The following is a 25,029-nucleotide window of genomic DNA, read 5'->3' as shown; positions in this document are numbered from 1 at the left end:
CGGCGGGTCTGCCACTCACCCTCGCCCTCGTTCGCGTACCCCACATCCCACTCCGGATCCTTCCAATGCCACGTCGATCACTGGTCCGCCTCCTGGCCGCCGGTTCGCTCCTGCTCGCCGCCGCCTGCGGTGACAATCCCGTCGCGCCTACCGAGCTGCGCCTCGCGCCGCCTGCCGAGCGCCCGTCAGCGGACGTCGTCGCGGGCCCCGCAACACCCTCGCTCTTCTCGCTGCCGTTCGACGCGAGCGTGCTCACCGGGGCACTGACCTTCTCGGCGCCCGTCATCACGCCCCCCCGGCGCCCCATGTCGGTGGACGTATCGCTCCTCGCCCAGCTCACCGTGAAAGTGTGCACCCCGGCAACGGGTGGCGGCTGCGGCTCGGTGCTCGCCAGCTTCACCGCCGCGAGCCCGACCAACACGCGCCTGCGCCTCGATCAGCGCACCGCCGAGTACCTCGCGGTCTGGCAGCCGTTGGCCCAGCAGGTCGGGGCAACGACACGCCTGTCGGTGGAGGTCTCCGGGCTCGAGATCGGGTCGATGCCCTACGTGGTCGGCAGTGGCTCGATTCCGCTCAAATTCTGGGTGAGCAACAACGCGGCCATCCGCGTGCGCGCGCTGCGCGCCCGTGGGTTCACGGCCACGCAGATCGCCGACGTGCTGGCGCGCGAGTTCGGGCTGAACGCGCAGATGGTGGCGACGCGCCTGTTCTCTGACCTCGCGCCGTTCACTCCTACCCAGGTTGCTACTGCGCTGCGTCTGAGCGCCCTGCGCGCGTCGGACGTGCAGGCGATGACCGTGTTCAACACGCTCGGTGTGCCGGTGGTGCAGGCCGGTACCGCACTGCGTGATGCCTACGGGCTGGCGGCCGACGCGGGCGCCACGGCGCTCAAGGGGGCCGGCTACGCAGTCGGCGAGGTGACCAGCGCGCTGCACACCGTCTACGGGCTCGGTGCCGACGCGGCGGCCACGGTGCTCAAGGGGGCCGGCTACGCCGCTGCGGAGGTGGCCGGCGCGCTGCAGACCGTCTACTCGATCGGGCAGACCGCGGTCGTCGCGGCACTCAAGGGGGCCGGCTACGTCGCCGGAGAAGTGGCGGGCGCGCTGCAGACCGTGTACGGGCTCGGCGCCGACGCGGCCGCCGCGGTGCTCAAGGGGGCCGGTTATGCCATCGGTGAAGTGACGGACGCGCTCCGGACGGTCTACAATCTGACCGCAGGAGCGGCGGCCACGGTGCTCAAGGGCGCGGGCTACCTCGTGAACGAAGTGGCCGGCGTAATGCAGACGGTCTATGGGCTCGGCGCCACCGCGGCCGCCACGGTGCTCAGGGGGGCCGGTTATGCCGCGGCGGAAGTGGCCGGCGCGCTGCGGACCGTCTACTCGATCGGGCAGACCGCGGTCATCGCGGCACTCAGGGGCGCGGGCTTCCTCGTCAACGAGGTGGCCGGTGTGCTGCAGACCGTCTACGGGCTCGGCGCCGACGCGGCGGCCGTGGTGCTCAAGGGCGCGGGCTTCGTCGTCAACGAGATCGCCGGTGCACTGCAGTCCGTCTACGGGCTCGGCGCCGACGCGGCGGCCACGGTGCTTAAGGGCGCGGGCTTCGTCGTCAACGAGGTCGCCGGTGCGCTGCAGACCGTGTACGGGCTTGGCGCCGACGCGGCTGCCACGGTGCTGAAGGGCGCGGGCTTCGTCGTCAGCGAGGTCGCCGGTGCGCTGCGGACCGTCTACGGACTCGGCGCCGACGCGGCCGCCGTGGTGCTCAAAGGGGCCGGCTACGCCGCTGCGGAGGTGGCTGGCGCGCTGAGGACCGTCTACTCGATCGGGCAGACCGCGGTCATCGCGGCACTCAAGCTGGCGGGCTTCGCGATCAACGAGGTAGCCGGTGTGCTGCAGGACGTCTACGGGCTCGGTGCTGACGCGGCGGCCACGGTGCTGAAGGGTGCCGGCTATACCATCGCTGAGGTGGCCGGCGCGCTCAAGACCGTCTACTCGATCGGGCAGGCCGCCGTAGCCGCGGCGCTCAAGGGTGCCGGCTGGGCCGTCGGTGAGGTGCAGGCGGTTCTCCAGGACATTTATGGGGCCATCGAGGATGGCATCTGCGCCATCTTAGGCTGCATTTGATGCGCACGCAGCCGGGTGAGTCGTCGTCGGCTCACCCGGCTGCGGCCCTCTCTCGCGCCGTTCACCCGAATCCCACCGATTCACATTGGCGAACCTGAGAAGTCGATCCGGAAGATGATCTGTGCCGGATCGATGGTGAGCGTACCCGGGATGGCCAGGCCCTGCTCGTAGCGCAGGGTGAGTCCCCCCGCCGTAATGGTGCCGACCCAGCGCTGCAGGCGCCCGGTACTGGTCCCCGGTCCTCTGGTGGTATGGTCGAAGGCGCCGGACGGGGAGATCGGGATGAAGCTGCCTTCCTGCACCGTCGTCAGGGAGCATTCGGCCGAGGTGCCCCCGGGCGCCACGACACTCACGTCGAAGCTCGTGCCGCGGAACAGGGCGCGGAGCGTTCGCAGTGAACAGGTGCGATTCACCGTCGTGCTATTGCTGCGGGTGGTGAGTGTCGAGCCCTGGTACGTGCGCACGCCCTGGCCCAGTTGCACCACCAGCTCCAGCTCCTGCGGATCACTGGCCGTGGTGCCGGCAACGCGGACGCTGAAGCGGCTCGTGCTGGCGGTGGTCGGCGTCCCGCTGAGTCGCCCGGTGGAGGCATTGAGGGTGATGCCGGCGGGGAGTGAGCCCGTGACCACCGTCCACGTGGGGGGGCCGGTCACGCCCGTCGAAGCCAACGCCACGTCGTAGAACGTGCCAATCGTGGCGGACGGCAGCGACGTGGTGAGCACGCGCGGCGTCGCGCTCGTGATCGGGCGCGTCACGCGCACCGATGTGCTGCCGTTTTCTGTCTCCACCTCGATGATCACGGTGATGCTCGGCGGGCCGACGGCCGGCCGAATCGTGGTGGTGAACTCGCCGGCGGCGTTGGTGGTGCCGAACCCGCTTGCCGCGTCGCCACCGACGACGGTGATCGTCACGTCGGCGTTCGACACCACGTTGCGCGTTTCGAGGCGAGGCCGAAAACGCGTCACCTTGATGTTGAGCGGCTGTGTTGCGCCGGCGGTGACCTGGGCGGGGAAGATCACGTCCACATCCAGCCGAAAGCATTCGCCTTCGATGAGCACGTCTTCTCCGAGGCCAATCCGCAATTTGCGTTCGAAGTACGCCAGCTCTTCACCGCGCGCATCGCGGGCCGAGAGTCGCGCGCGGTAGTCCGTACCATCGGCCGCCGCGGTCACCATCTTGCGCGGTGAGGCCAGCGTGAGGTCGAAGACGCGAAAGGCCGTCTCCTCTTCCTCACGACGCAGTGTGGCGCGCACGTTGGCGGTCCCGGGCACCGCCAGGCAGGCCACGGGATCGAAGAGCAGGTCGCCCGAGTCGACCAGTTTCGGCAGATCGTCCTCGAGTAGTCGGGGTCGTCGAAGAGTCGCTGCAGCACCTGCAGGTCGGTGCGCCGCGCGCCGCCGAAGATGCCCGTCATCGGAGACTCGTCAAGGAACGCCAGCCGGCCGTCGCCATTGAAGTCGGTGCGCGGAAACACGTTCTCCGTCCTGTTCGGCCGGCCGTCGACATTGAGATCCCTCTTGGGATGATTCGACGAACCATCGAGCACCGCATCGTCGTTGCCTTCCGCCTGCAACTGATGGTCGCGCCAGCGGCGGAAATCCCGCATGTCGATGCGACCGTCGCGCGCGCCGGCCGCATCACCGAGCACCGGCTGCATGGTGCGCAGATCTACGCGCATGTTGCCATCGATCGTGCCATCGTCCACATCAACGAGCGCGCGCAGCACGCGATCGTTCCCGCGCACCCGATCCATCTCGATCGCGGCGGCGAAGGCATCGACGCCCGGCGATGCTCCAGCTACCGGTCGCGCGGTGGCGCGCAGCAGGTCGAGCATCGGGTTGCTCGTCATCGTGGGTGCCGGGAACGATGGGTCCAGCGCGAGCAGATAGCCCACCAGGCCCGCCACGTGCGGCGTCGCCATGGAGGTCCCGCTCAAACGCCCGTAGGGCTGCGCGCCTCCCGCCACCGGCAGTGTGCTCATGATCTGCACGCCGGGCGCGGAGAGATGGCCACCGTCGTTGGAGAATGCGGCCTCCGAGAGCGTGCCGCCCTCGGTAAGCTGCAGCGCCTCCACCACAACGATTGCCTTCACGCCGCGCTCGATCGCCGCGTTGGTGAACGGCGACGCAAAGCGGGCATCCTGTGCCGGAAAAAAGTTGCGATCGTTACCCGCTGAGACGATCACGAGCGGCAACGAACCGCTGGTGAGCTGCACCGACGCCATCATGGCTTCGACCATCAGCCCCTGCCGCTGCGCACGCGTCCGGGCCGAGTCCTGCAGCGCGGTGTTGACGCCTTTTTCACCCCAGTTGTAATTCAGACTTATATTCACGACGCGCGGCCGTCCAGCTGACGGCGTGCTCATCAGCAACTCGGCGAATCCGGTCAGGAAGGTGGAAACGTACGCGCCGCCCTTCACCACCAGGCGCGCGAAGGGATTCACGCCGTCCACGCCAAGGCCGTTGTCGTACGTTGCGGCGATAGTGCCGGCGACGTGGGTGCCATGCCGTCGTCCCTTCTCGGACGTAACGACGTCCGAGGGGGTGATGTCCGACGCGACGCGCAGATCCGGGTGCGCGGGGAATCCGCCATCAAAGACCGCAGTGACGGTGGTCGCCCCATCGCGACGGATGAAGTCGTCGAGGTTCCAGAGTTGCGGCACACGCATGGCTTTAAGCCCCCAGTTCCCATCCGCCATCGTCGTGGCGACCGTGCCCCAACGCCAAGCGGCGCTCTCTGCGTCGCTGCTCTCGGCGCTCACGACCGCGCCCTCCAGTTCCAGATCTTCCACCACCGCCCGTATCAGAGGTGACTGCCGCAGCGTGGTCATTGCCGCCGCCAGCTCGGCGTGTGTACGGGTGGGCAGTCGCAGCACCAGCACGCCGGCCGCCTGCGCCGCGCCCGGCACGCCGCCCACCACCTGTGCGTCCACATTGCGCAGCAGCGCATTGAGCTGACCGATCGTGGCCGCGGGCTCAAGCAGCACCATGACGGTATTGATGGAAATGGTCACCTTGCCCAGCTCCGGGTGGTCGGTGCGATAGTCCTCCGCGCGTGGCCGTGCAACGCGCAGGGGAATCGCCGCCGCCGCCGCCGCCGCCGCATCACCGCGCAGCGTATCGGCCACCCCGCGCACGCGGAGCAACGCCGAGGCCGTCTGCCCCTCTACGCTGACGGTGATCTGCACGCGCCCCGCGGCCACGGCCGTGACCAGTCCGGCGGTGGAGACGGTCGCGATGGTCGGCTCCGAGCTCGTCCAGGTGGCGGATCGGCCTGTGAGGGTCGCCCCTTGGGCATCGCGCGCGACCGCCGACAGCTGCAGGGTGCCGGCGAGCGCGAGGTCGGCGGAATCGGGTGTCATCGTGACACTGGCCACCGCTGCGGGCGGCGGGGGCACCATCATCGGCGCCGTGCTCTCCCCGCTATCGCCGCCGCCACACGCCGCCAGCGTACCGACCAGCAGGGCGAGCAAGACAGGGCGACGAGGGCGCCAGAGGGCAGCGGCGCGAGCAATACGAGGGGACATGGGACAATACGGATGAGGAGGCGGGCGGGAGCCGGCAGCGAACAGCTCCGGTCAACACTCCTACATACGTCGGCATGGGCATCATTTTCTCACTCGCCGTCGCCCCGTCCAGTCGGGCTCGCGCGCGACCAGCTCGAGCGCGACATCGAACGAGCGAACTCTACCGCTACGGTGCCGTACGCGGCGGCAGCACCGTGGCGAGGGTCGTGCAGATCACGTCAACGGACGCCGGTTTGCCGAGCACCGCCGCCGCACCAAGCGCGACGAGCGACAAGTCGGTCGCGTCGGCGTACCCGGTCAAGACCACCACCGGAATGCGAATTCCCGCCGCGCGCATCGCCTCGAGCAGGCATCGCCCATCGCACTGCGGCATCACCATGTCGGACAGTACGACATCGAAGTGCTCCGACGACAGTCGGGCCATGGCCTCGTCGCCATTGGCCGCCGTGCAGACGTCGAACCCGCGCATCGACAGCACGCGCTCGAGCATCCGGCGCAACGTGAGTTCGTCATCCACCACGAGAATACGCGGGGAGGTGGTCACGTGCCCATGCAGGCCGTCGCGCTCGGTGATCATACCGAGGCCGTCACGAGTGGGAAGCGCACGGTGAAATGGTTCCCGTGCGACCGGTCACTCACTTCGATGCCCCCGCCGAACCGGGCCACGATCGGTCCCAGCAACTCGCTGGGGCTGAGCGATGACGGTTCAATCTCGTCGTGGCCTCCCTCTGGTGCCCACCGCACCCCGGAGTCTGTGCACGTCACGATGACGTGCGCTCCCTCAAGCTGAGCCGCCAGATGCACAGAGCGCTTCGCGTCTTTCGTCGCCAGCAGGGCCCGCAGTGCGCCATCGAGCAGAAAGACGTGCGCTCGCAAGACGTCTCCGGCGGTGGCGCGCACGACGGCGCCGTTCGATTCATCCACGATCGACACCGAGATCCCCTCGCTATCGAACCGATCGTGAAAGAGTTCGATCGCCTGAGCAAAGCTGTGGCTGAAGGGAGATTCCGCGAGGCCGTCGCGCTGCGATAGCGCGCGAAGCGCCGACGTGATCCGACCGGCGCGATCGGACATTGCCACGATCGCGTCGACCGCCTCGCGGCTCACCACCTCGCGGCTCGCCGTGCCGTTTCCCTCGCCGTCGTCCGTCGCACCGAGGCGGGTGAGAGCATGCGCGGCGAGTGCGATTACCTGCAGAGGCGTGTTGAGCTCGTGCGCGAGGGTGGCGGAGAAGTTCATCAGCACGGTGAGTCGCGCCTGCTCCTCTCTGCGGGTGCGCTCTTCTGCCAGCGTGATGGCGGTGATATCGAGATGCGTCCCGGTGAAGCGAATGGGGCGCCCCTGCTCGTCGCGTCCGGCAATCCGTCCTCGATCGAGGATGTACAGCCACCGCCCATCGGCATGGCGCATGCGGTGCACGTTCTGGTAGCGCGGACTGTGCCCGTCGAGATGCGCGCGAATGTCGCGATAGCAGCCGTCGAGGTCGTCGGGATGTGCGCGCGCCGACCACGTATCAAGCACCATCGGGGTGGTCGCGTGGTCGAGTCCCAACATTTCGCACCATCGCCGATCGAACTGGACCGAGTTGTCACGCAGGTCCCAATCCCAGATACCGAGATTGGCACCTTCGAGGGCGAGGTCGAGCCGTTCGAGCAACTGCGCCGTCGAAAGTTCGTCGAGAAACCGACGCGTAAGTGTCATTTCGCGGTACCATGAAAGGGTCGCGATGTGCGTGCAGAGCGCGGAGTCCCACGTTCTGTCTGTAGGAACATACGCCGGCCCAATCCGCCGGGTAATGGTGGAAATGCCCACCGCACGACACGGCCGCAGGGTCTCGGCGGACGAGCGTGCGGCGCGGGTATGGCGACGGGTGAGGAGCTGGTCGATCACCGCCTGTTTTCGCATACCGCAGGGGTGATTGGCCTGCCAGCCAGAGAACCGCGTGTGATGTGGGCTTCGGGCGTTCCGACCGGCCGCGGTCATTGACGCCGCACGTCGCGCGCACTCCATTCTGGCATGACTGCTTCTCGCCGCGACTTCGTTCGCCAGATCGGGCTGGGGCTGGCCGCCTCTGCCACCGCTACCGAGGCGCTCGGTGCCCTTTCCCTCACCAGTGGCCGGGAGGGATCGGAGCGCCTGCTCGTTGAAAATCCGCGGCATCCCACGCCGGCGCCGGTGGGCACCGATCGGTTGCCGCTCGCGTGGTATCAGGGACAGTCGCGGCGGCTGCGCGAGCAGGCACGCGCGCGGGGGGTCGACGTGATCCTGCTGCAGAGCGACGTGAATCTGGTGTACTTCACCGGCTGCTTCCGCGGCAGTGGCGAGCGCACGACGTGGGCCATGATGCCCACGCGCGAGGCCGACACCGTCTACTGGTTCTCCCCCGCTATTGACCGTGACCTCATCACGTCGTGGTGGTGTACCGAGAACGAGTACTACTTCTGCTATCCGCACGCCGAGGGCGGCTTCCCCAACCGGGGGCAACTGGCGAAGGGAGGGCGCGTGGACCTCTGGGCGTGGGTCCTGGGACAGCTCGCCGCCAAGGGACTCGGCGACGCGACCATCGGTCTCGACCGCGAACTCACCCCGTCGGCGCAGCGCACCTTCGATCGTATTCTCCCCAACGCCAAGGTCGCCGATGTGAGCGACCTGTGTCTGCGCATGCAGGTGATCAAGACGCCGGAGGAGATCGCGCTCACCCAACGCGCCTACCGCTACTTCGATCTCGTGCACTGTTTTGCGCGCGATTTCATTTTGGAGCACGGTACCCGCGCTACCGACTATCAGGTGGGCCAAGCCCTGTCGCAGTATGGCATCAACCTCATGATGCGTGACGTGCGGCGAGACGGGCGGCCGCACAGCGCCGTGGGGATGGAAGTGACCGGCCACTACGTGCGCACCGGCGTCGCCACCGCGTACCCGCACCCCAATCAGTTCTTCCACGCGCCTCTGCAGAAGGGGCAGCCGGTCTACGTGAACTGCGACATCCTGCTGGGTGGCTACGGCGGTGAAGGGTATCGCAACTACATCCTGCGCCCGTCCAACAGTGCGCATGACCGCATGTGGCAGGTGGTGGCCGACACCGTGCAGATGATCGTGGAAGAAACCAAGCCCGGCGCCGTCTGCGCCGACATTGCCTACAAGGTGCACGCGTACCAGATCAAGCAGGGGATGCAGGAGTTCATCTACCACCGGCCGGGACACGGGCAGGGGCAGAACTTCGTGGGACACCAGCCGCCGTTCCTCGCGCTCGGCGACGAGTCGGTGGTCGAGGAAGGGATGACCTTCTCGGTGGAGCCCGGACTCTACGACGAAAAGAATGGCATCGGCATCAACCCCAGCGACCGGCTCGTGGTGCTCAAGGACCGCTCGGTGCTCATGAGCCGGATCCCGTTCACCAAGGAATGGAGTTTCCTGGACGTTTGACCGGGCGTGCCCGTCCGAAACGCCCCGTGCGGCTCGTCCGTAAGGTGGCCGTCGAGCTGGTTGTGCGAATAGCGAAACCTACCGGGTGGGCCGCTGCGTTCGGCGACCCTCCATCTCATGCAGCAACCACGAATACACCAATCAACCGGTCTTCTTGCCGCTGATCTTGGAGCCGTCGCCGGACATGCTCCACTCTCCCTCGACGGCGTTGTCCGGCTGCACGGTCATGACGACCATCGCCGGTCCGCCCGGCGTTTCAATACCCACCGTGAGTTTGCGCCCCTCTGCCTTGAAGCTGGTGGAGCTGAACTCCCCCATCTCCGAGTGGCGAAATACGCCTGTGAAGGTTCCGTCGGCCTTCTTCTCCACGACGAACGACATGACCATGGCCTGCCCTTCGACCGCGACGTTCAGGTCGTAGCGTCCCTCGGGCCTGAAGGTCGTGTCCTGCGTTGCGCGCGATTCGCGAATACCCGCGGTAGACGTCGGTTCGGTAGCGGCGATGTTGACCGCGAGCGCGAAGGCGACGGGGAGCAGTGCAGCAAACGGCAGGCGAACAAAAGGGATCACGGAGACCTCTCTGTAGTGGTTAAAAACTGGAGCGGCACGGCCGAATCGGTGGGCCCACCATAACTTCGACTGCGGCAGAGGCTGAAAGGTTTTACTCGCCTGCGGAACACTGAAACTGCCGTGCCCCGACCGGAGTTAGCCGTACGCAGCCCCGACCGGGCGTTCCCTGTTACCCATCTTACCCATCCCATGCAGTCTCGCCGTCTCGCCGTGCTCACTGCTCTCGCGGGTCTCGTTGTCGGGCCACCTGCCGCGTCACAATCCGCCGCATCGGCACGCGCGTCGGCGCCAGCCTCCACCGCGGCCTTCGACAGCGTCGTGCGCGCCGAAGTTGCGCAGCGTCAGTTTTCCGGGGTCGTGTTGGTGGCGGAGCAGGGTACCACCGTGTTTCAGGCGGCGGTGGGGTCGGCCGGCACAAACGTACCAATGACGGTGGATACGCGCTTCCGGCTGGCATCGATCACCAAGGCGTTTGCTGCGGTGCTCGTCATGCAATTGGTGGAAGAACAGCGACTCCGCGTATCGTCAACCATTGCTCAGGTGCTCCCCGACCTGAAGATCCCGCGTGCCGAGCAGATCACCGTGCACGATATGCTGCTGCACCGTGCCGGGTCTCCCGAAGAGCCGGACGCGCTGTACGCCGCGCCGCGCAGTGCACGGGCCATGGTGATGGAGACGGCGAAGCTGGCCTATCGCCCCTATGGTGAGTTCGCGTACTCCAATCTCGACTACTTCGTGCTCCAGCTGATGATCGAGAAGATCACCGGCAAACCGTTCGCGACCGTTTTGCAGGAGCGCATTCTCACGCCGCTCGGCATGAAACACACTGGCATCGCGACGCGCGCCAGCACGGGTATCGCGAAAGGCTATCTCGCCGACTCCTCTGGCCGCCTCACGCCCGAGCCGTCGGACTATGTTGAGAATGCCGGTGCTGCCGGTGCGATGTACGGCACCGTGGCGGACCTGATGCTCTTTGACCAGGCGCTCTACAGCGAACGATTGCTCAAGAAGGCGAGCATCGCCGAGATGTACACGTCGCACCCCGAGCTCGGCTATGTGGCCTACGGGAGCTGGGTGTACGACTACTATTTTCTTCCCAGTTCACCCCTCGTGGTGGAACGGCGTGGCCGATCGTACGGCTTCAACCACACGTTCATTCGCATGCCCGGCATCAACAAGACCTTGATCATTCTGAGCAACACGGATCGCTTCGATCCCGACACGTTCGGAAAGCTCGACAGCTTCAAGGATCGGTTGATCAAGGTGTTGGTGGAGCGGCCGTAGGTAGTGGCTATGCGGCACAACGCGCCGCGTCGCAACAGAAGCCAGCGACAGGGTAAGCGATGATCAGGGGAGCGCCGCCTCATAGGCCGCTACACTGAACCCCACCAGCGGTACCCCACCCACGCCCGTCAATACCGGACGCTTGATGAGACTCGGGTTGGCGACCATCAGCGCAATCGCTTTGGCCTCATCCAGGTCAGCTTTGTCCGCAGTATCCAGCCCGCGGAATGTCGTGCCCGCGCGGTTGAGCAGTTTCTCCCACCCCACGGACGTCGCCCACGCGCGGAGCGTCCCCGCATCAATGCCCGCGACCTTGTAGTCGTGAAACGCATACGCGACGCCGCGTGCATCGAGCCAAGCGCGGGCTTTCTTCATCGTGTCGCAGTTGCGGATGCCGTACAGAATAAAGGTCATGGCTTGGGAGCTCTCCTCGTGGGTTGCAACGGGAAGGTCGTGCAACGCGCCACCTCAGCGCAAGCCAGACAAGGGCGCGGGGCGCCATTGGGCGTTCACCGCTCGGCATCAGGCGTCCATATGCCATGCCGAGATGACGCGCCCTCGCAGACTGGCACGCTCACAGCGAAATTAGAACGTACCCGTCTCCTCTTGCCTACGGCCCCATGGTCCTCACCGCCGCAAAGGGAATGATCAAGTCGTCTGTCGCGCGAAGGAAGATGACGCTCGGCGTGGGGGCAGCGCTGCTTGCGGCGACCGTGGCTGGCCGCGTACACGCGCAGCCTGCGGCGCGTTTGCGCGGGGTGGTGTTTGATAGCGTGGCTCGGGCGCCACTCGCCGATGCGGCGGTGCGAGTCTTCCGCTCCAATCAGGCCGCCGACGGTTTCGACGCGCGAACGGATTCGCAGGGTGGCTTTAGTGTGCCCGTGCTGCCAGCGGGCACGTGGTTGGTCAGCTTTCTGCATCCACGGCTCGACGCGCTGCGCATTGAGGCGCCGCTGGCGCAGGTGCAGGTGGTGGAGGCGGGCACCATCACGCTTACGCTCGCCATTCCGGGCGCGGCCACGCTGGCACGGCGCCTGTGCGGTGTTCCTCCGGAAGACAGTCTGGCGGTCGTCACGGGCGACGTGCGTGACGCCACCCAGCGGCGCCCGGTGGCGGGGGCGATGGTGCGGGCCAGTTGGCCGGAGTGGGTGTTTGCCAACAAGAAGATGGGTCGCGAGGATGCCGTACGCGAAGCTCGCGCCGACAGTACCGGTCAATTCGTGCTCTGTCATGTTCCGCAGAACTCCATCGTCACCGCGCTGGCTTATCTGGGGGCCGACACGACGGGCGTGATTGAACTCTCGGTGCCGACGGCCGAATACGTGGTGGCCGACTTCGTCCTGGATCGCACTGCGACCGGCGCGCCAACACGGGAACGGCGTGGGGCCGGGACGGTGCGTGGCGTGGTCACGACGCCCAATGGTCAACCGCTGGTCAACGCCGTGGCGCGCGTGCTGGGGAGTGGTTCGCCGGCGCGCAGCGACAGTGCCGGGAGATTTCGCGTCGCCGATGCCGTGGCCGGCACACAGACCCTCGAAGTGCGATCGGTAGGCTTCGAGCCGCAGCGCATCCCCGTGGTGCTGCGGGCGGGAGAGGTCGCGAACGTCGCCATCGCGCTGGCGTCCAGCGGTACACGGATTGATACGGTACGGGTGACCGCCGGGCGCGTGGTGCCGTGGCAGGTGGAGCGCATCGAAGCCCGGTGGAAACAGGGGCTGGGCGTCATCATGGACGGCGCCACCATTCGCGAACGCACCAGTACCACTCTGACCACGGCGCTCTGGAACGTCCCTGGCGTGAGGCTTGGCAACCGCTTGGGCAGCGGCAACACCATCATCATGCGCGGTCAGAACGGACGCGAGTGCTTTCCGCGCATCTTCCTCGACGGCTACAGTATCTCGCGGGGCATAACCGCCACGACGGCACGGAATCCCAATCTCGATGGATTCGTGGAGCTGTCGCTTGACGAGATCGTGACGCCCGGCGATGTGCTGGCCATGGAGGTGTACGACAACCCCATGAAAGTGCCCCCCGAGTTCTTCAGCGGCGGCGACTGTGGTGTGGTGCTCGTATGGACCGGTTACGCGCTCAAGAAGGTCGCTCCCATTGACCCGCGGCGGCGCCAGTAGCATGCACTTCGCTACGGTTCGCGCGTTGCTGGCAGCGGGGCTGATGCTGCTTGGCGGTGGCGCCCCCGCCATGGCGCAGCTCACACCGGCAGGGCCTCCTGTATCGGCGCCGGTGCGTGGCGTGGTGTACGACAGTGTTGCCCGCGCGCCACTGGCGTACGCCGCCGTGCGGCTTTTTCAGCCAGGGAAGGTTTCGGACGGAATCGACACGCGCACCGACTCGACCGGCGCCTTTAGTGTGCCGGCCCTGTCAGCGGGCCCATGGTTGGTGAGCTTTCTGCACCCGCGACTCGATTCCCTGCGCATTGAGGCGCCGGTGGCGCAGGTGCAGGTGGTGGAGGCAGGTACCATCACGCTCACGCTCGCCATTCCGAGTGCGGCCACGCTGGCAAAGCGCCTGTGCGGCTCTCCCCCGGAGGACAGTGTGGCCGTCGTCACGGGCGATGTGCGCGACGCCATGCGGCGACGCCCGGTGGTGGGGGCGATGGTGCGGGCCAGTTGGCCGGAGTGGGTGTTTGCCAAGGCGCGCATGGGGCGCGAAGAGGTGGCCCGCGCCGCGCGCACCGACTCGTCGGGCACATTCGTACTCTGTCACGTACCCATGGGCACGACGGTCACGGCACTCGCCTCTCGCGGCCGCGACAGTACCGGGGTGGTGGAACTGCCCGTGCCCACACGGGCCTATGTGGTGGCGGATTTCGTGCTCGACGTGCGCGACGCAGCAATTGCGGGCACCGGCGGCGAGGTGGCGGCGGCGGGGCGCGCCGACAGCATGGCATTCTCGTTGCGGCGTGGCGCGGGGATGGTGCGCGGCACGGTGCGCACACCGGATGGATCGCCATTCGCCAACGCGATTGCGCGCGTGTTGGGGAGCGGCAGTGTGGTGCGCACGGACAGCACCGGTACCTTTCGGTTGGCCGATGCCGTTGCGGGCACGCAAACGGTGGAGGTGCGCGCCGTGGGCTTCGACGCACGCCGCCTGCCGGTCGTCCTTACACCGGGCATCCCGCTGTCGGTGCAGGTGACGCTCGAGAAGTCGCGCGTCATGCTGGACACCGTGCGCGTCACCGCTGGTCGCGTGTTGCCGCCCGACGTGCGAGCCATTGAACGACGGTGGCGCCGCGGGTTGGGCACCATTCTCGACGGCGCCACCGTTCGCGAGCGCACCAGCACGCAGCTCACGAGTGTGCTGTGGGGCATCCCGGGGGTGCGGCTGGGCATGCGCGCGGGGTACGGCAACGTGGTGTACGTTCGCGGTGGTGGCGGTGGCGAATGTATTCCTCCTATCTACCTCGATGGCTTCCGTTTTGAGGCCAACGGCATCTCCATCGATGAAATCGTGCCGCCCAGCGAAGTGGCCGCCATTGAGATGTATCCGCGCGCCATGCAGCGCCCCGCCGAGTTCACCGATCTGGGGGACTGTGGGGTGCTGGTGGTGTGGACGCGCTCATTTCTGGGCAACGTGCCGGTGATGGACCCGCGCCGTCGCGGGCGCTGATCTCGGGAGCGAGTTAACGCGGCGGTGCTGGATCAAGCAGCATTGATCGTTCGCGCCGCTCCAACCCCGAAAAGGCCCCGCCCCGTGACCTCAACTGACCGGAACTCGGCGCAGGGGTCGAGCGTAGCACGAACCATGACCTCTCTTTCGCGTGGTGCCGGTCGGGCGCTCGCCGCGCTGTTCACCGTGAGTGCCATGCTCAGCCCCGGCGCTCGCCTTGCGGCGCAGGCGCCGGGCGCCGATTCGGTTCTCTCCCAATGGCGGCAACGGAACAGCGCACTCGCCACACCTGCGTTTGCGGCCACGTGGCAAACGCCCCCCGCGGAGTTCCGCCGCAACTGGGACGCCGCGCTCGAGGGTGAACGCGAGGCGCTTGGGCGATATCGCGAGCGCCTCACGGCGAGCCAGTTCGAGGAAGAACTGATGCGACTCCGCCTCCGGCACGCCTGGGGGCGTGTCTTGTGGCCCTACTTCCACTGGCGTGAGAGCGAGGCGGCGGATGTGGCTCCCGACGTTACGCTGGATACACTTCTCCGCACCCTGCCGCTCGAGGAGGAACGCTGGTGGTCGCTGCCGGAGCATGCCGAGTTACGGGGCGCGCTGGTGCACGAGCGCGCGCGCACGCTGCTGGCGCGACGCTCTGCCCTGCGCACCGGTGACGCGCAATGGCTGCGCGCCGAGTTTGAGGCGGCGCGCGCACTGTTCCAGAACGAGTCGGCACAGCGGCGCATCACCACGGCATTGCTCCTCACATATCTCGACGAGAACAACGAACGCGGTGTCGACTCGGTCTACGCCCAATGGATGGCATTGCGCCCCGACTCGGCCGCACGCTGGCGCGTCGACTCACTGATCGCCGATCATCGCGCCACGCGCGCCGGGCACGCGATCGACACCTATCGCCGCATCGACGATGTTCCGCTCGAATTGCACCTCCTGCGTCCGACCGCCGGCGACACCACCGGTGATCGTCCCGCCTTGCTCTGGTTTCATGGCGGGTCAGGCACGTCAGGAAACTGGAGCTACTCACCCGGCATTGTCCGTGAACTCCGGCGGCTCGGCATCACGGTCGTGGGGGTGGAGTTTCGCACCGGCAACCGGTTCGACGCCGGCCCAATCGAGCAGGCCGAGGACGCACGGGCAGCGTTCGAATACGTCCAGCGCAATACGGCCCGCCTCCGCATTGATCCTCATCGCATTGGTGTCGCCGGTTTCTCCTCCGGGGCGGGGCTCGCGCTGTGGCTTGGCACGCGTGGCTATTCCGCTCAGGTGCTCGACACCAGTGTTGCTCCGACCGAGCGTCGGTATCCGGCGGCGGTGATCACGAGCGGTGTGTGCGTGGATCCCGCCGGCCCCAAGGAGGACGGGTACTTCCACAAACGCGTCAGTGCGCGGGCTCCTGTTCGCCTCTTTTCACCAATTGACCTTGTTGCTGCCGGTCAGCCGCGTACACTCATGATTCACGCGGCCAAGGATGAGTACTGCGACTTTGCCGATGCCGAACGGTTCAGTGTGATGTCGCGTGTCGTCGGCAATGACGTGCGGTTCGTGCCGGTCCCCAACGCGACGCACTTTTTTGGTTTCTATGACCGTCCGGGCCAGGCTATCATGCGCACGGCTATCGAAGAGGCGCTGGTGAACTGGGGCTGGCTGCGCCGGCCGTAGTTCACACCCGCTTGAGGGCTGCCGGCTACTTCGCCAGCGCCCGCTGCAGTTCGCCGGCGGTCCACGGTGTAGTGCGCGTGGCAAACGCCGCCCGTACGCGCGCCACAGTTGCGACCGAAACAGGAGCCGCCTTGTTGCCCCAGGCTCCGCGAACATACGTCGCAACCGCCGCCACATCGGCGTCGCCAAAGGTGGGGCCCCAGGTGGGCATGAGGCCGTTGAACGATTCCCCCTCCACTTCAATCTCGCCGGTGATGCCGTGGAGAATGATGAGGATGAGTCGGTCTTCGCGGCCCGTGACCCACTCCGAGCCCACGAGCGGCGGGAACTGGGTGCCGAGTCCGAGGCCGTTGGCCTGGTGACAGGCTTGGCAGGTGGCCGCGTAGATTTTGGCGCCGTCGGGAGGCTGCGGTGGCGGCGCCAGCACCGCTGGCGGAGTCACGAACGCCACGGCGAGCGAGAATGCGAACAGGGGAAGCGTGAACATCACGGTTTTTTCCTGCACGCCATGGGGTCGGACTTCACGAAGTGTGCACGATAATTGGGATCAGTCTTTACCATGCATCCCTTGAGATTCAGCAGCTCCACTTTGCGAAAGTCGATGGGTGCCGTTTCTGCCTGCAGGGCAATGAATCCCTCGCTCAACAGCTTGCCGGCGACGGGGACACCGGGATTGGTGTTGTTCGCCGCGCCACCACCCATTTGGGGCTTGTAGTAGGTGAGGACCGTATCGCCGTTCACAATGTGCTTGATGACGGAATCACCCAGCACCATCGCTTCCACGCGCACCCATTGATCTCCGTCGTAGGTGATTGATGCGGCGTTGGTGCAGTGGGCGGTGACCAACTTGTCGTTCATCACCACGTGCGTACCTGGCGTGCACAAATTCCCGGTGGTCCGGGTGCCGCCTCCCAAGCCGCCCAGCATTTGGACCTCGAGGGAGATGGGGAAATCCTGATTCAGCCCCATGCTGGCCGCCGACTGCGAATGCACCATGATGCCGTTGTTGCGAATGGCCCAGCTGTTCCCGCTGCCCGCACCCGCTACCTGATTGCCCACAAAGCGATACTCGACGGCAACGATGTAGTACGAATACGGCTTCTTGGTGAACAGATGGCCGAACTGTCCGGTAAAGTCGGTCCAGTTGTCGTAGCGCACGCGCAGCATGCCAGAATCCACCCGGAACGTATTGCGAAAGTTCACCCCGAGCTTCTGCCCCGTGAACTTGATCTCCCAGTTGTTCAGGTTCTTGCCGTTGAACAGCGGTTCCCATTCGGTGGCTGGCGCCCGCATTGGCGGCGCCTGAGGCAGAGAGGCCAATTGAGCGGCGTAGGCATTCTCCACACGCATGACGCGAGCGGCACGCGCGAGGTCGGCCGAGGCCGCGTAGCTCTGCCACGCAGCGGCGAGCACGGGCTGCACCCTGTCGGTGATGGCCGCCGCCGTGCGCGCACCGCGAACCGACTGCAGCAAAACGGCAAAGCCCAGCACGCGTTGCTCGGCGACGGCGGAACGCGAGAGATCGATGAAATAATCAAGCTCCGTGAGACGCCGGCGATCGCCCACGTATCGTCGCCACGCCGCTTCAAGCGGACCAGCGGTGGTTCCCGCCGGCGTGATGGCTGGCGTCATCAACGAAAGGAGTGAGGTCGCGGCATCCAGCCCGCTACGCCCTGGCAAACCCGCCACCTTGCCCATAAGTGCCGCGCGTGTCTCGTCGTCGATGGTGGCATCGGCGACGTACCCGCGCGCCAGAGCAAGCGTCCCCTCAGGTAGGGCACTTTCACCAGCGAGCAGTTGGGCCACGCCGGCGCGGTGCGCGGTGCTGAGTGCGCTGACCTGCGTGAGCATCGGCGTCCATGACGCGGGCACCGTGCTGTGGCCGATCAATGTGTCGATGATCTCCCCGCGCATGACCGTAGAAGCAAGTGCGGCGCGCACGAGGGCGTCGGCCCCCTGCGGCAGGACACGGTTGCGAACCAGGGTGGTGATGAGCGCGGGTGCCGCCGCTGCGCTGGCCGAGCGAACCGCAGCCCGCAACACCGGGGCAATGCGGGCACTCTCCGCCCATGGGGTTGGCGCAAAGTACGGGCCGATAAACGACGGGCGTGTTCCCCACCACGTGCCGGTCCATTCGGCTTCGCGGTGATACAAACGGGCGAGGGTCGCCATGACATCGAGCGGTGCGTTGGTGCCCGCCATCGTGATGAGCGACGATGTCACGGCCGGAACATGCATGGCTTGCAGCGCGCGCAGGGCGCCGGCGCGCACGCCGGGGGCGCTGCTGCTCAGTGCGGCAAGGGCCGCGTCTGCGGCGCCAAGGGCTACGAGACCGTTGATGGCGGTGTGGGCGACCGCCACATCGGCGCTGGCGGTCAACGGCACGATGGCGTTGGCCTCGGGACGCGCCCGCAGACGGACCAGCGACGTGATCGCCGTCATTTGCACGCGCGGATCGATGTCGGCGAGAGCCTGCACAAATAGCGACGGCTCAACGCCGGTGGTCTGGCGCAGATCATCAGTGAGCGCGCGCAGGCCCATGGCGCGGACCAGCGGTTCGCTCGCGGTGGCGGCGGTGCGCAGCACGCCGTGAGAGCGGGGGCCAATCAGCTGTTTGAGGGTGAACATCGCGGCGACACGCGCGTACGCCGGGTTGCGAGCGTGGCGGGCAAGGGCAGTCAGACCAACGACGACGCCGGCACGTTCACCGCGCCGAAGGATCTCTCGCTGTGCCCGGGTACGATATTCGCTATTCGCATGAACGAGCAGCGTACGCAGGGCGATGTCGCTCGCGCGATTGATGTTGGGCGCGGGCGGCGCGCTGGTACGGTTTGGGCTGACGCGCACCACGTAACCCACCGAATCGCCTTCATAGGTGTAGCTGCCACCAGCCAAACTGGCGATGAACATGTTCGACTGGCCGTCCATCGCCATATCGGCGGGGTGGGGGACGGTGACGAACTTTTCCTGCTGCACGGCGTAGCTCCCGCCCCGCGTAGTGAGCGGGTGGCGGAATACTTCGTTGAGGAGCCAGTCGGCAGTGTACAACGTGTTCCCAAAACCATTGGGGAAGCCGGGGTCGTGCACCCACAGCCCACCGGTGCCCGAACCTGCCCCGTAGTCGGCGAGTGACGGGAGATGTTCACTGGCAAAGTTCTTGTACAGCGCGGGATACCCCACGTTGGCACCGGCGGGGAGATGATGCAGGCGAATGTCCCAACCGTCGCCATCGTTCGTGTTGTCGCGCGTGAACACGTTGAGAAATGGATCGACCGCCAAATCGTAGATGTTACGCGTGCCTTGCGCGTACATCTCAAGCCCGGTGCCATCGGTACGGACACGCACCACACCACCACCGCGGTGCGTAATGGCGGTGCCATCTTTGCCCACGGCGCGCCGATAGCCATAGTCGCCGACGGCGATGTACAACCACCCATCAATGCCCAGCGTGATGCCGTTGGTGGTGTGATCGGCGCCACGGAAGTCGAGGTCGAAGCCCAACCCGTTCACCAGCACCTCTGACACGTCGGCGATGCCATCACCGGTGGTGTCCCGATAGGCGGTGAGATTGGGCGGGTGCATGACGTACAGCGTCTTGCCGTCGTAGGCCACGCCGCGTGGGCTGTCCATGGTGGCAAAGATGGTATACCGATCGGCCACGCCGTCGCTGTTGTCGTCCACGAGGCGCACAATGCGTCCGCGCCCCTTGGTGGCCGTGAGCGAGAGGTTCGGATCGACGCAGACGAACACGGCCCCCTCCGTGGTCGCGGTGAGACACACCGGATACATGGCCACCGGCGGGGCGGCGAAGATCGTCGCCGAAAATCCGTCGGCCACCCGCAGCTGCTGACGCATGGCACGTTCGCGCACCGTGTCGCGCGGCACGGGGCCGCTGCGCGGCAGCGCCTCCGCGGCGGTGGCGGTGGTTTGGGCGGGCAGCGTTGTGGGCAACAACAGGAGCACGGCGCCAATCCAGCGGCGCACGATGTACCGAGCGCGGACAAGCGTCATCGGAGGGGGGCAGGTGGGAACGTCAGCGAGAGGGCGGGGCGACAATAACGGCAAGATACAGCCCGCGACGTAAATTTCCGCCATGCCTACACCTCGAATTGCCTTGCGGGTTGGCCGCCGCGTCTGGTCAGCCCTCGCGCTGCTCGGCGTCGCCCCGGTGACCCCGCTGCTCGCGCAGTCTGCTCCTGTCGCCGCGCCGGTGGTGTCGGCGCCGCTCACCACGCTCGATGCGCACCGCGTGGTACCCGTCCCCACCAGCGTGGTGGCCGTCACGGGGGCGCCGTTTGTTTTCTCGGCGTCCACCGCCATCGTGGCCGATGGCCCGGCCGACGTGATGCAGACGGGAGAGTTCCTGGCGCGCATGCTGCGCAAGTCAACGGCGTTGCGGCTGCCCGTGCGCCGCGCTGGTCGCGCCATGGCGGCGCCCGGAAACGTGCTGCTGTTGCGCGTCGATACGAGCGCGCTGGCCAACGTGGCGACGGCGCCCGGCACGCGCAACGAGGGCTACACGCTCGACATAACCGCCGACACGATACGCCTGGTGGCGCGTACTTCCGCCGGTCTGTTCTGGGGCGTGGCCACACTGCGTCAGCTGCTGCCGTGGGGGATCGAGGCGGAGCACAGTGCGCTGCGGCTCGCGCCAACGGTCTCGGTGCCGAGCGGCCGTATTACCGACGTGCCGCGCTTTGCGTGGCGTGGCTCCATGCTCGATGTGGCGCGCCACTTCTTCACGGTAGACGAGGTCATGCAGCATATCGACCTGATGGCGCTGTACAAGTTGAATCGGTTGCACCTGCACCTGGCTGACGATCAGGGGTGGCGTATTGTCATTGCGAGTTGGCCCAAGCTCACGCAGGTGGGCGGCAGCACCGAGGTGGGGGGAGCGTCGGGCGGCTTTTATACCAAGGCCGATTACACTGACATCGTGCGCTACGCCGCGGCTCGCCACATCGTGGTGGTGCCGGAGATCGATATGCCCGGGCACACCAACGCCGCCATTGCGGCGTATCCGCGCCTTGGGTGCAGTCGCCCCACGCCGAGCATTTTTGGCGAGGGCACGCAACCGGCGGGAGTGTACACGGGCATTCGCGTCGGGTGGAGCGCGTTGTGCCCAGACAAGGCCATCACGTGGCGGTTCGTGAACGACGTGGTGCGCGAAATCGCGGCCATGACACCGGGTGCGTACGTGCACATTGGTGGCGACGAAGTGGAAGTGCTCAGCCACAAACAGTACGCGCGATTTGTGGAGCGTGCGCAGGCCATCGTGGCCAAGTACGGCAAGACGATGGTGGGCTGGGAAGAAGTAGGAAAAGCCACGTTGCGTCCGGGAAGCATCGCTCAGCTCTGGCGCAGCGATACGGCGCTGTTGGCGGTGAAGCAGGGGAACCAGCTCATCATGTCACCGGGCCCGCGCACGTATCTCGACATGAAGTACACTCCGACCACCGAAGTGGGACTACGCTGGGCGGGCTATATCGAGCTGCAGACCGCGTACGACTGGGACCCGGCCACGTACTCACCCGGGCTGACCGAGTCGTCCATTTTGGGGGTGGAAGCGCCGCTGTGGAGCGAGACGATCAAGAACCTCAACGCCGCGCAATACCTGCTCATGCCGCGTTTGCCCGCGTTGGCCGAGGTGGGGTGGAGTGCGACGGCGCAGCGCAGCTGGGAGGGGTTCCGCACGCGCATTGCGGCACACGCGCCGCGCTGGCGACTGTTGGGGATCAACTACTATCCGTCGCCGCAGGTGGCGTGGGAGCGGTAGGGGGCCACGTGCGCGTCCGCTAGTCGGCCCCGCCGATCGACCGGAGCCACCCCCACACATTCCCCGTAAACCGCGACCACGCCGACGTCGTGCGCGCCTGCAGCACCACCTGCAGCGTCGGATCGCCGAAGTAGTCGAGGTTCGCCCATATTGCCGGTGACACCCCCGCCCGCATGGCCTCCACGCGGGTACGGTGCAACGCGGTCACCACATCGCCATCTTCGAGCAACAGCGTATAGAGTCGCTGCATGTGCGGCACGATGGCGGTGTCATCCAGCCGCCAGCGGGTGGCAATCACACCGCGTGCCCCCGCATCGAGCACTGTGCTGACCAGGCCGTGCAGCGCTTGACCAGCCAGCATCAGCCCTTCTCCACTGGAACACGCGGACAGCACCACGAGATCGAATGGCATGGGGAGCGTCGAGAGCGTGGTGGTGCTCAGCAAGCCTCCGTCATCGGCTGACGGCTGCACGATCAACCCGGTGCGACCAAAAGACGTGGGGTCGGCCACCGCATGCGTTGCCACGTGCAGCAACGCGCCTCCCTGGGCCAGCCGCGGGGCCAGCGCTTCCTGTGTGGCCGCCCGCCCATCGAGGCGCGACGTGTAATCCAACTGGGTGCTGATGGCCTGCAACTCGGCCCGAGCTCCCGGCAATGCCGGCCAACGGCGATCGGTACCGCTCACCAACGGCATATCGCGCGGCGCGCCCACCAGCAACACGCGCGGCGCACGTGCATTCGGTCCCGATCGGGCGACGCGTGTTGCACTCCCTATGGCATCCTCCACCGACGGCGCGATGGCCACCTCGAGGTGAAACGGCAATGGTTCACCGGACGGATGCCTCAGCGCGGCGAACGGCAAGCGATGCAACTCGCCGTCGGGTACGACGATCAATCGCGTGACGCCTGTCGGGAGATGGGTCAGTACGGGGGCAATCAATGCGCGCGAGAGCTCTGTCGCCAACGGCGCAACTACACGCCCGGCCTGCAGGAACGCGTTGAATCGTTCGATCGCCGATACCAGCGAATCGATGGGTGAGAGAGCAATGCTCTGCAGCGTATCGCGTGTCAGCAGAAACGCCGTCGTGGGTTCGTTGCCGGCGCCAACGACGAAGCTGAGTACCGCCTCACGCGGTGACAGGCGCGCGCGCGCGAGGGCAATGAACCGTTGGGGATCAAGTGCCAACGTATCAACTGAACTCACCGTGACCCCAACGAGACGCTTGGTGTCTACAGCCAGAGCGCCGCGCTGCAGGGCGGACTGCTCTCTGTTGCGCAGGCGACGCCATTCGGCCATGGCGAGCGCCTCGGCATTTCGCCCCGCCGTTGCAAAGCGGGCAAGCATGGTGGCGAACCCCAAGTCCCGGTCCCAGTCGAAGACGCGGTCCTGCAGCAATGCCAACTTGTCCGATCGCTGGAGACGGCCGGCCCCCCAGAGATCGAGCACGCGCTTGGCGTTGCCGAACGCCTTCCACCCGTCGTCCAGTCGGCCCTGCAACGCAAACGCCTCGGCCAGCCGACTGTGTACTTCGAAACGCGCCGGGCCCACCAGGTTCTGCCGTTTCAGCAGCGAATCCAACCGCACAACCGCACGCGCCGCGTCGCCGCGGACGAGGTCGTCCACACCGCGGTGATACGTAATGTCCGTCAGCCGAAAGCGCATGTTACTCGCCTTCCCGAGCACCTCGGCGGAATCGAGCAAGGCGCTACTCCGGAGCAGGTCACGTTGGCGTCGCGCGATCTCTGCCCGGGCAATGAGGACACCAACACGCGACAGCGGGGCGAGTACGGCCGACAGCGGTGCTGCCTCCCGATAGAGCGAGTCGGCAACGGTCAGGTCCCCGCGCCATAGTGCACCATCGGCAGAGGCCTGGGTGGCGAGTGCGAGTGCCGTGGCGTCACCCGACGCCTGAAAGAGGCGGCGGGCAATGGCGAGGTCGCGTGCGGCATCACCCGACGCGCCAAGCCGTTGCGCAAATCGCCCCAATTCGTGCATGGCCCACGCTTCGGCGTTGGTGTTCCCGCTCCGTTTGGCGTACATGAGCGCTTCCGCGAGGCGTTCACGTGCCTTCTTGTAGAGCCAGAGATCCACCAGCGCAGACCCCTGCCACTGACGGGTCACAGATAGCCCGCTCCATAACCGGGCGGCGATTTGCCACTCGGCCACCGTGTCCATGACCGCCAATGCACCGATGGCATTGCCGGCGGCCTCGAGACTCTGGGCCCGGATGAACAGACATTCCGCCCGCAGGCGAGGGCCCAACGGCGCCGCATCAGCGCCAAGGCGGCGCCACGTACTGTCGGCAATCCGCGCGCCACGGCGAACGGCCACCTGCAGCGAAGCGCATTGGTGACGGACTCGCAGTGTTGGCGCATTGTCGGGCAAGGTCCGCTCTGCCGTGCGCAGGACCGTCAGCGCCGAGTCGATACCCACCACGCGGAGAGCGAGTTGCGCCTGGGCAATCAGCACTTCGCTCAATCCGGCGCGATCGCCCGCCCGGGCCATCTGCGTGGTCAATGCCGTGATATTTCGCAGCGCACCAACGAAGTCGCCGCGATTGGCGGCAATTGTCACGATACCAGCGTTGGCGTAGGCGCCCACTGGGCCCGCGGAATCTTGTGCCGCCCGACGATACGCGCGCTCGGCGTCGGCAAATTGAAACGCCAGCCGGTGGAGTGAACCATCAAGCAGTGCGCGTGCGGCGTCGTTGCCGCGAAGCCGTTCGCGCCACTGCCGCGCAACCGCCAGTTCTGTCCCCTGCTCGTACGCGAGCGTGATCTCCCGGACCATACGACCCGGGTCGAGCGGTGCGACCGACTGCGTACGTGCCGATTGTGCTGTTAGAACGGATGTCCACGCGTGCGCGAAGACGATCGCGCTCAGCATGGTGCAGGTGAAATCAAAAGGACGCCTGATCGACAAGAGCATAGGCCGTCAACCTGTGGCCCATGCATGCGCTCTGTCGAGGGCGATCGGCGAAATCTTCGTGATCAAGCGGAGGCCGTTGCAATGTCGGGCAGGTTGTGTCTGGCGC

General features: G+C 66.5%; 16 protein-coding genes. 7 read left to right on the top strand and 9 right to left on the bottom strand.

What is annotated here, in order from left to right; all coding sequences use genetic code 11:
• Nucleotides 1-65: 65 nt before the first annotated feature.
• Nucleotides 66-2,120 (top strand): hypothetical protein, encoded by a 2,055-nt coding sequence (locus GEMMAAP_RS18145; protein ID WP_075071568.1) that lies wholly within the window; start codon nucleotides 66-68, stop codon nucleotides 2,118-2,120.
• An 80-nt stretch (nucleotides 2,121-2,200) separates the two neighbouring features.
• Here GEMMAAP_RS18145 and GEMMAAP_RS18140 read toward each other — a convergent pair whose 3' ends face one another.
• The 4 genes from GEMMAAP_RS18140 to GEMMAAP_RS20400 all read right to left on the bottom strand — a co-directional run bounded on the left by GEMMAAP_RS18140 (nucleotide 2,201) and on the right by GEMMAAP_RS20400 (nucleotide 7,347).
• Nucleotides 2,201-3,373 carry an Ig domain-containing protein gene (locus tag GEMMAAP_RS18140; protein ID WP_158514921.1) on the bottom strand — a complete coding sequence of 391 codons (1,173 nt, stop codon included), beginning with the start codon at nucleotides 3,371-3,373 and terminating at the stop codon, nucleotides 2,201-2,203.
• Nucleotides 3,289-5,646 carry a S8 family serine peptidase gene (locus tag GEMMAAP_RS18135; protein ID WP_082821471.1) on the bottom strand — a complete coding sequence of 786 codons (2,358 nt, stop codon included), beginning with the start codon at nucleotides 5,644-5,646 and terminating at the stop codon, nucleotides 3,289-3,291. Before GEMMAAP_RS18135 ends, GEMMAAP_RS18140 begins: the two co-directional genes overlap by 85 nt.
• 166 nt (nucleotides 5,647-5,812) lie before the next feature.
• Nucleotides 5,813-6,223, bottom strand: coding sequence for a response regulator (locus tag GEMMAAP_RS18130; protein WP_053333523.1), 411 nt, complete (start codon nucleotides 6,221-6,223; stop codon nucleotides 5,813-5,815).
• Complete coding sequence (locus tag GEMMAAP_RS20400; RefSeq protein ID WP_158514920.1) at nucleotides 6,220-7,347, bottom strand: PAS domain-containing protein; 1,128 nt, start codon at nucleotides 7,345-7,347, stop codon at nucleotides 6,220-6,222. The genes GEMMAAP_RS18130 and GEMMAAP_RS20400 overlap by 4 nt, the downstream gene beginning before the upstream one ends.
• A gap of 315 nt (nucleotides 7,348-7,662) precedes the next feature.
• On the opposite strand from GEMMAAP_RS20400, the gene GEMMAAP_RS18120 reads away from it, so the two are divergent.
• A complete protein-coding gene (locus GEMMAAP_RS18120; RefSeq protein WP_053333524.1) occupies nucleotides 7,663-9,072 on the top strand; it encodes a M24 family metallopeptidase in 1,410 nt (469 codons plus the stop codon).
• Nucleotides 9,073-9,213: 141 nt separating this feature from the next.
• Here the strand turns inward: GEMMAAP_RS18120 and GEMMAAP_RS18115 are convergent, their stop codons facing one another.
• Nucleotides 9,214-9,642, bottom strand: coding sequence for a hypothetical protein (locus GEMMAAP_RS18115; RefSeq protein ID WP_026848090.1), 429 nt, complete (start codon nucleotides 9,640-9,642; stop codon nucleotides 9,214-9,216).
• 189 nt (nucleotides 9,643-9,831) lie between these two features.
• On the opposite strand from GEMMAAP_RS18115, the gene GEMMAAP_RS18110 reads away from it, so the two are divergent.
• Entirely contained in the window at nucleotides 9,832-10,926 is a 1,095-nt protein-coding gene (locus tag GEMMAAP_RS18110) for a serine hydrolase domain-containing protein (protein ID WP_053333525.1), read from the top strand.
• Nucleotides 10,927-10,989: 63 nt separating this feature from the next.
• Here GEMMAAP_RS18110 and GEMMAAP_RS18105 read toward each other — a convergent pair whose 3' ends face one another.
• A complete protein-coding gene (locus GEMMAAP_RS18105; RefSeq protein WP_026848092.1) occupies nucleotides 10,990-11,340 on the bottom strand; it encodes an ArsC family reductase in 351 nt (116 codons plus the stop codon).
• 230 nt (nucleotides 11,341-11,570) lie between these two features.
• Between GEMMAAP_RS18105 and GEMMAAP_RS18100 the strand changes: the two genes are divergently transcribed.
• The 3 genes from GEMMAAP_RS18100 (at nucleotide 11,571) to GEMMAAP_RS18090 (ending at nucleotide 16,218) form a co-directional block, all read left to right on the top strand.
• Nucleotides 11,571-13,055 carry a carboxypeptidase regulatory-like domain-containing protein gene (locus GEMMAAP_RS18100; RefSeq protein WP_158514919.1) on the top strand — a complete coding sequence of 495 codons (1,485 nt, stop codon included), beginning with the start codon at nucleotides 11,571-11,573 and terminating at the stop codon, nucleotides 13,053-13,055.
• Nucleotide 13,056: 1 nt separating this feature from the next.
• Nucleotides 13,057-14,553 (top strand): carboxypeptidase-like regulatory domain-containing protein, encoded by a 1,497-nt coding sequence (locus tag GEMMAAP_RS18095; protein ID WP_026848094.1) that lies wholly within the window; start codon nucleotides 13,057-13,059, stop codon nucleotides 14,551-14,553.
• 135 nt (nucleotides 14,554-14,688) lie between these two features.
• Nucleotides 14,689-16,218 (top strand): alpha/beta hydrolase, encoded by a 1,530-nt coding sequence (locus GEMMAAP_RS18090; protein ID WP_026848095.1) that lies wholly within the window; start codon nucleotides 14,689-14,691, stop codon nucleotides 16,216-16,218.
• 25 nt (nucleotides 16,219-16,243) lie between these two features.
• Here the strand turns inward: GEMMAAP_RS18090 and GEMMAAP_RS18085 are convergent, their stop codons facing one another.
• Together GEMMAAP_RS18085 and GEMMAAP_RS20860 are read right to left on the bottom strand one after the other, a co-directional pair.
• Nucleotides 16,244-16,705, bottom strand: coding sequence for a c-type cytochrome (locus tag GEMMAAP_RS18085; RefSeq protein WP_053333526.1), 462 nt, complete (start codon nucleotides 16,703-16,705; stop codon nucleotides 16,244-16,246).
• Entirely contained in the window at nucleotides 16,705-20,229 is a 3,525-nt protein-coding gene (locus GEMMAAP_RS20860; RefSeq protein WP_053333527.1) for a DUF7133 domain-containing protein, read from the bottom strand. The genes GEMMAAP_RS18085 and GEMMAAP_RS20860 overlap by 1 nt, the downstream gene beginning before the upstream one ends.
• 82 nt (nucleotides 20,230-20,311) lie before the next feature.
• On the opposite strand from GEMMAAP_RS20860, the gene GEMMAAP_RS18075 reads away from it, so the two are divergent.
• On the top strand, nucleotides 20,312-21,994 hold the full coding sequence (locus tag GEMMAAP_RS18075; protein WP_053333528.1) for a beta-N-acetylhexosaminidase: 1,683 nt from the start codon (nucleotides 20,312-20,314) through the stop codon (nucleotides 21,992-21,994).
• Nucleotides 21,995-22,013: 19 nt separating this feature from the next.
• On the opposite strand, the gene GEMMAAP_RS18070 is transcribed toward GEMMAAP_RS18075, so the two are convergent.
• Nucleotides 22,014-24,923 carry a CHAT domain-containing protein gene (locus GEMMAAP_RS18070; protein WP_082821469.1) on the bottom strand — a complete coding sequence of 970 codons (2,910 nt, stop codon included), beginning with the start codon at nucleotides 24,921-24,923 and terminating at the stop codon, nucleotides 22,014-22,016.
• Nucleotides 24,924-25,029: the final 106 nt, after the last annotated feature.

Source organism: Gemmatimonas phototrophica (assembly GCF_000695095.2).
In the GTDB taxonomy this organism is placed as follows: Bacteria; Gemmatimonadota; Gemmatimonadetes; order Gemmatimonadales; family Gemmatimonadaceae; genus Gemmatimonas; species Gemmatimonas phototrophica.
This window is presented reverse-complemented; position numbering and strand designations above follow the sequence as displayed.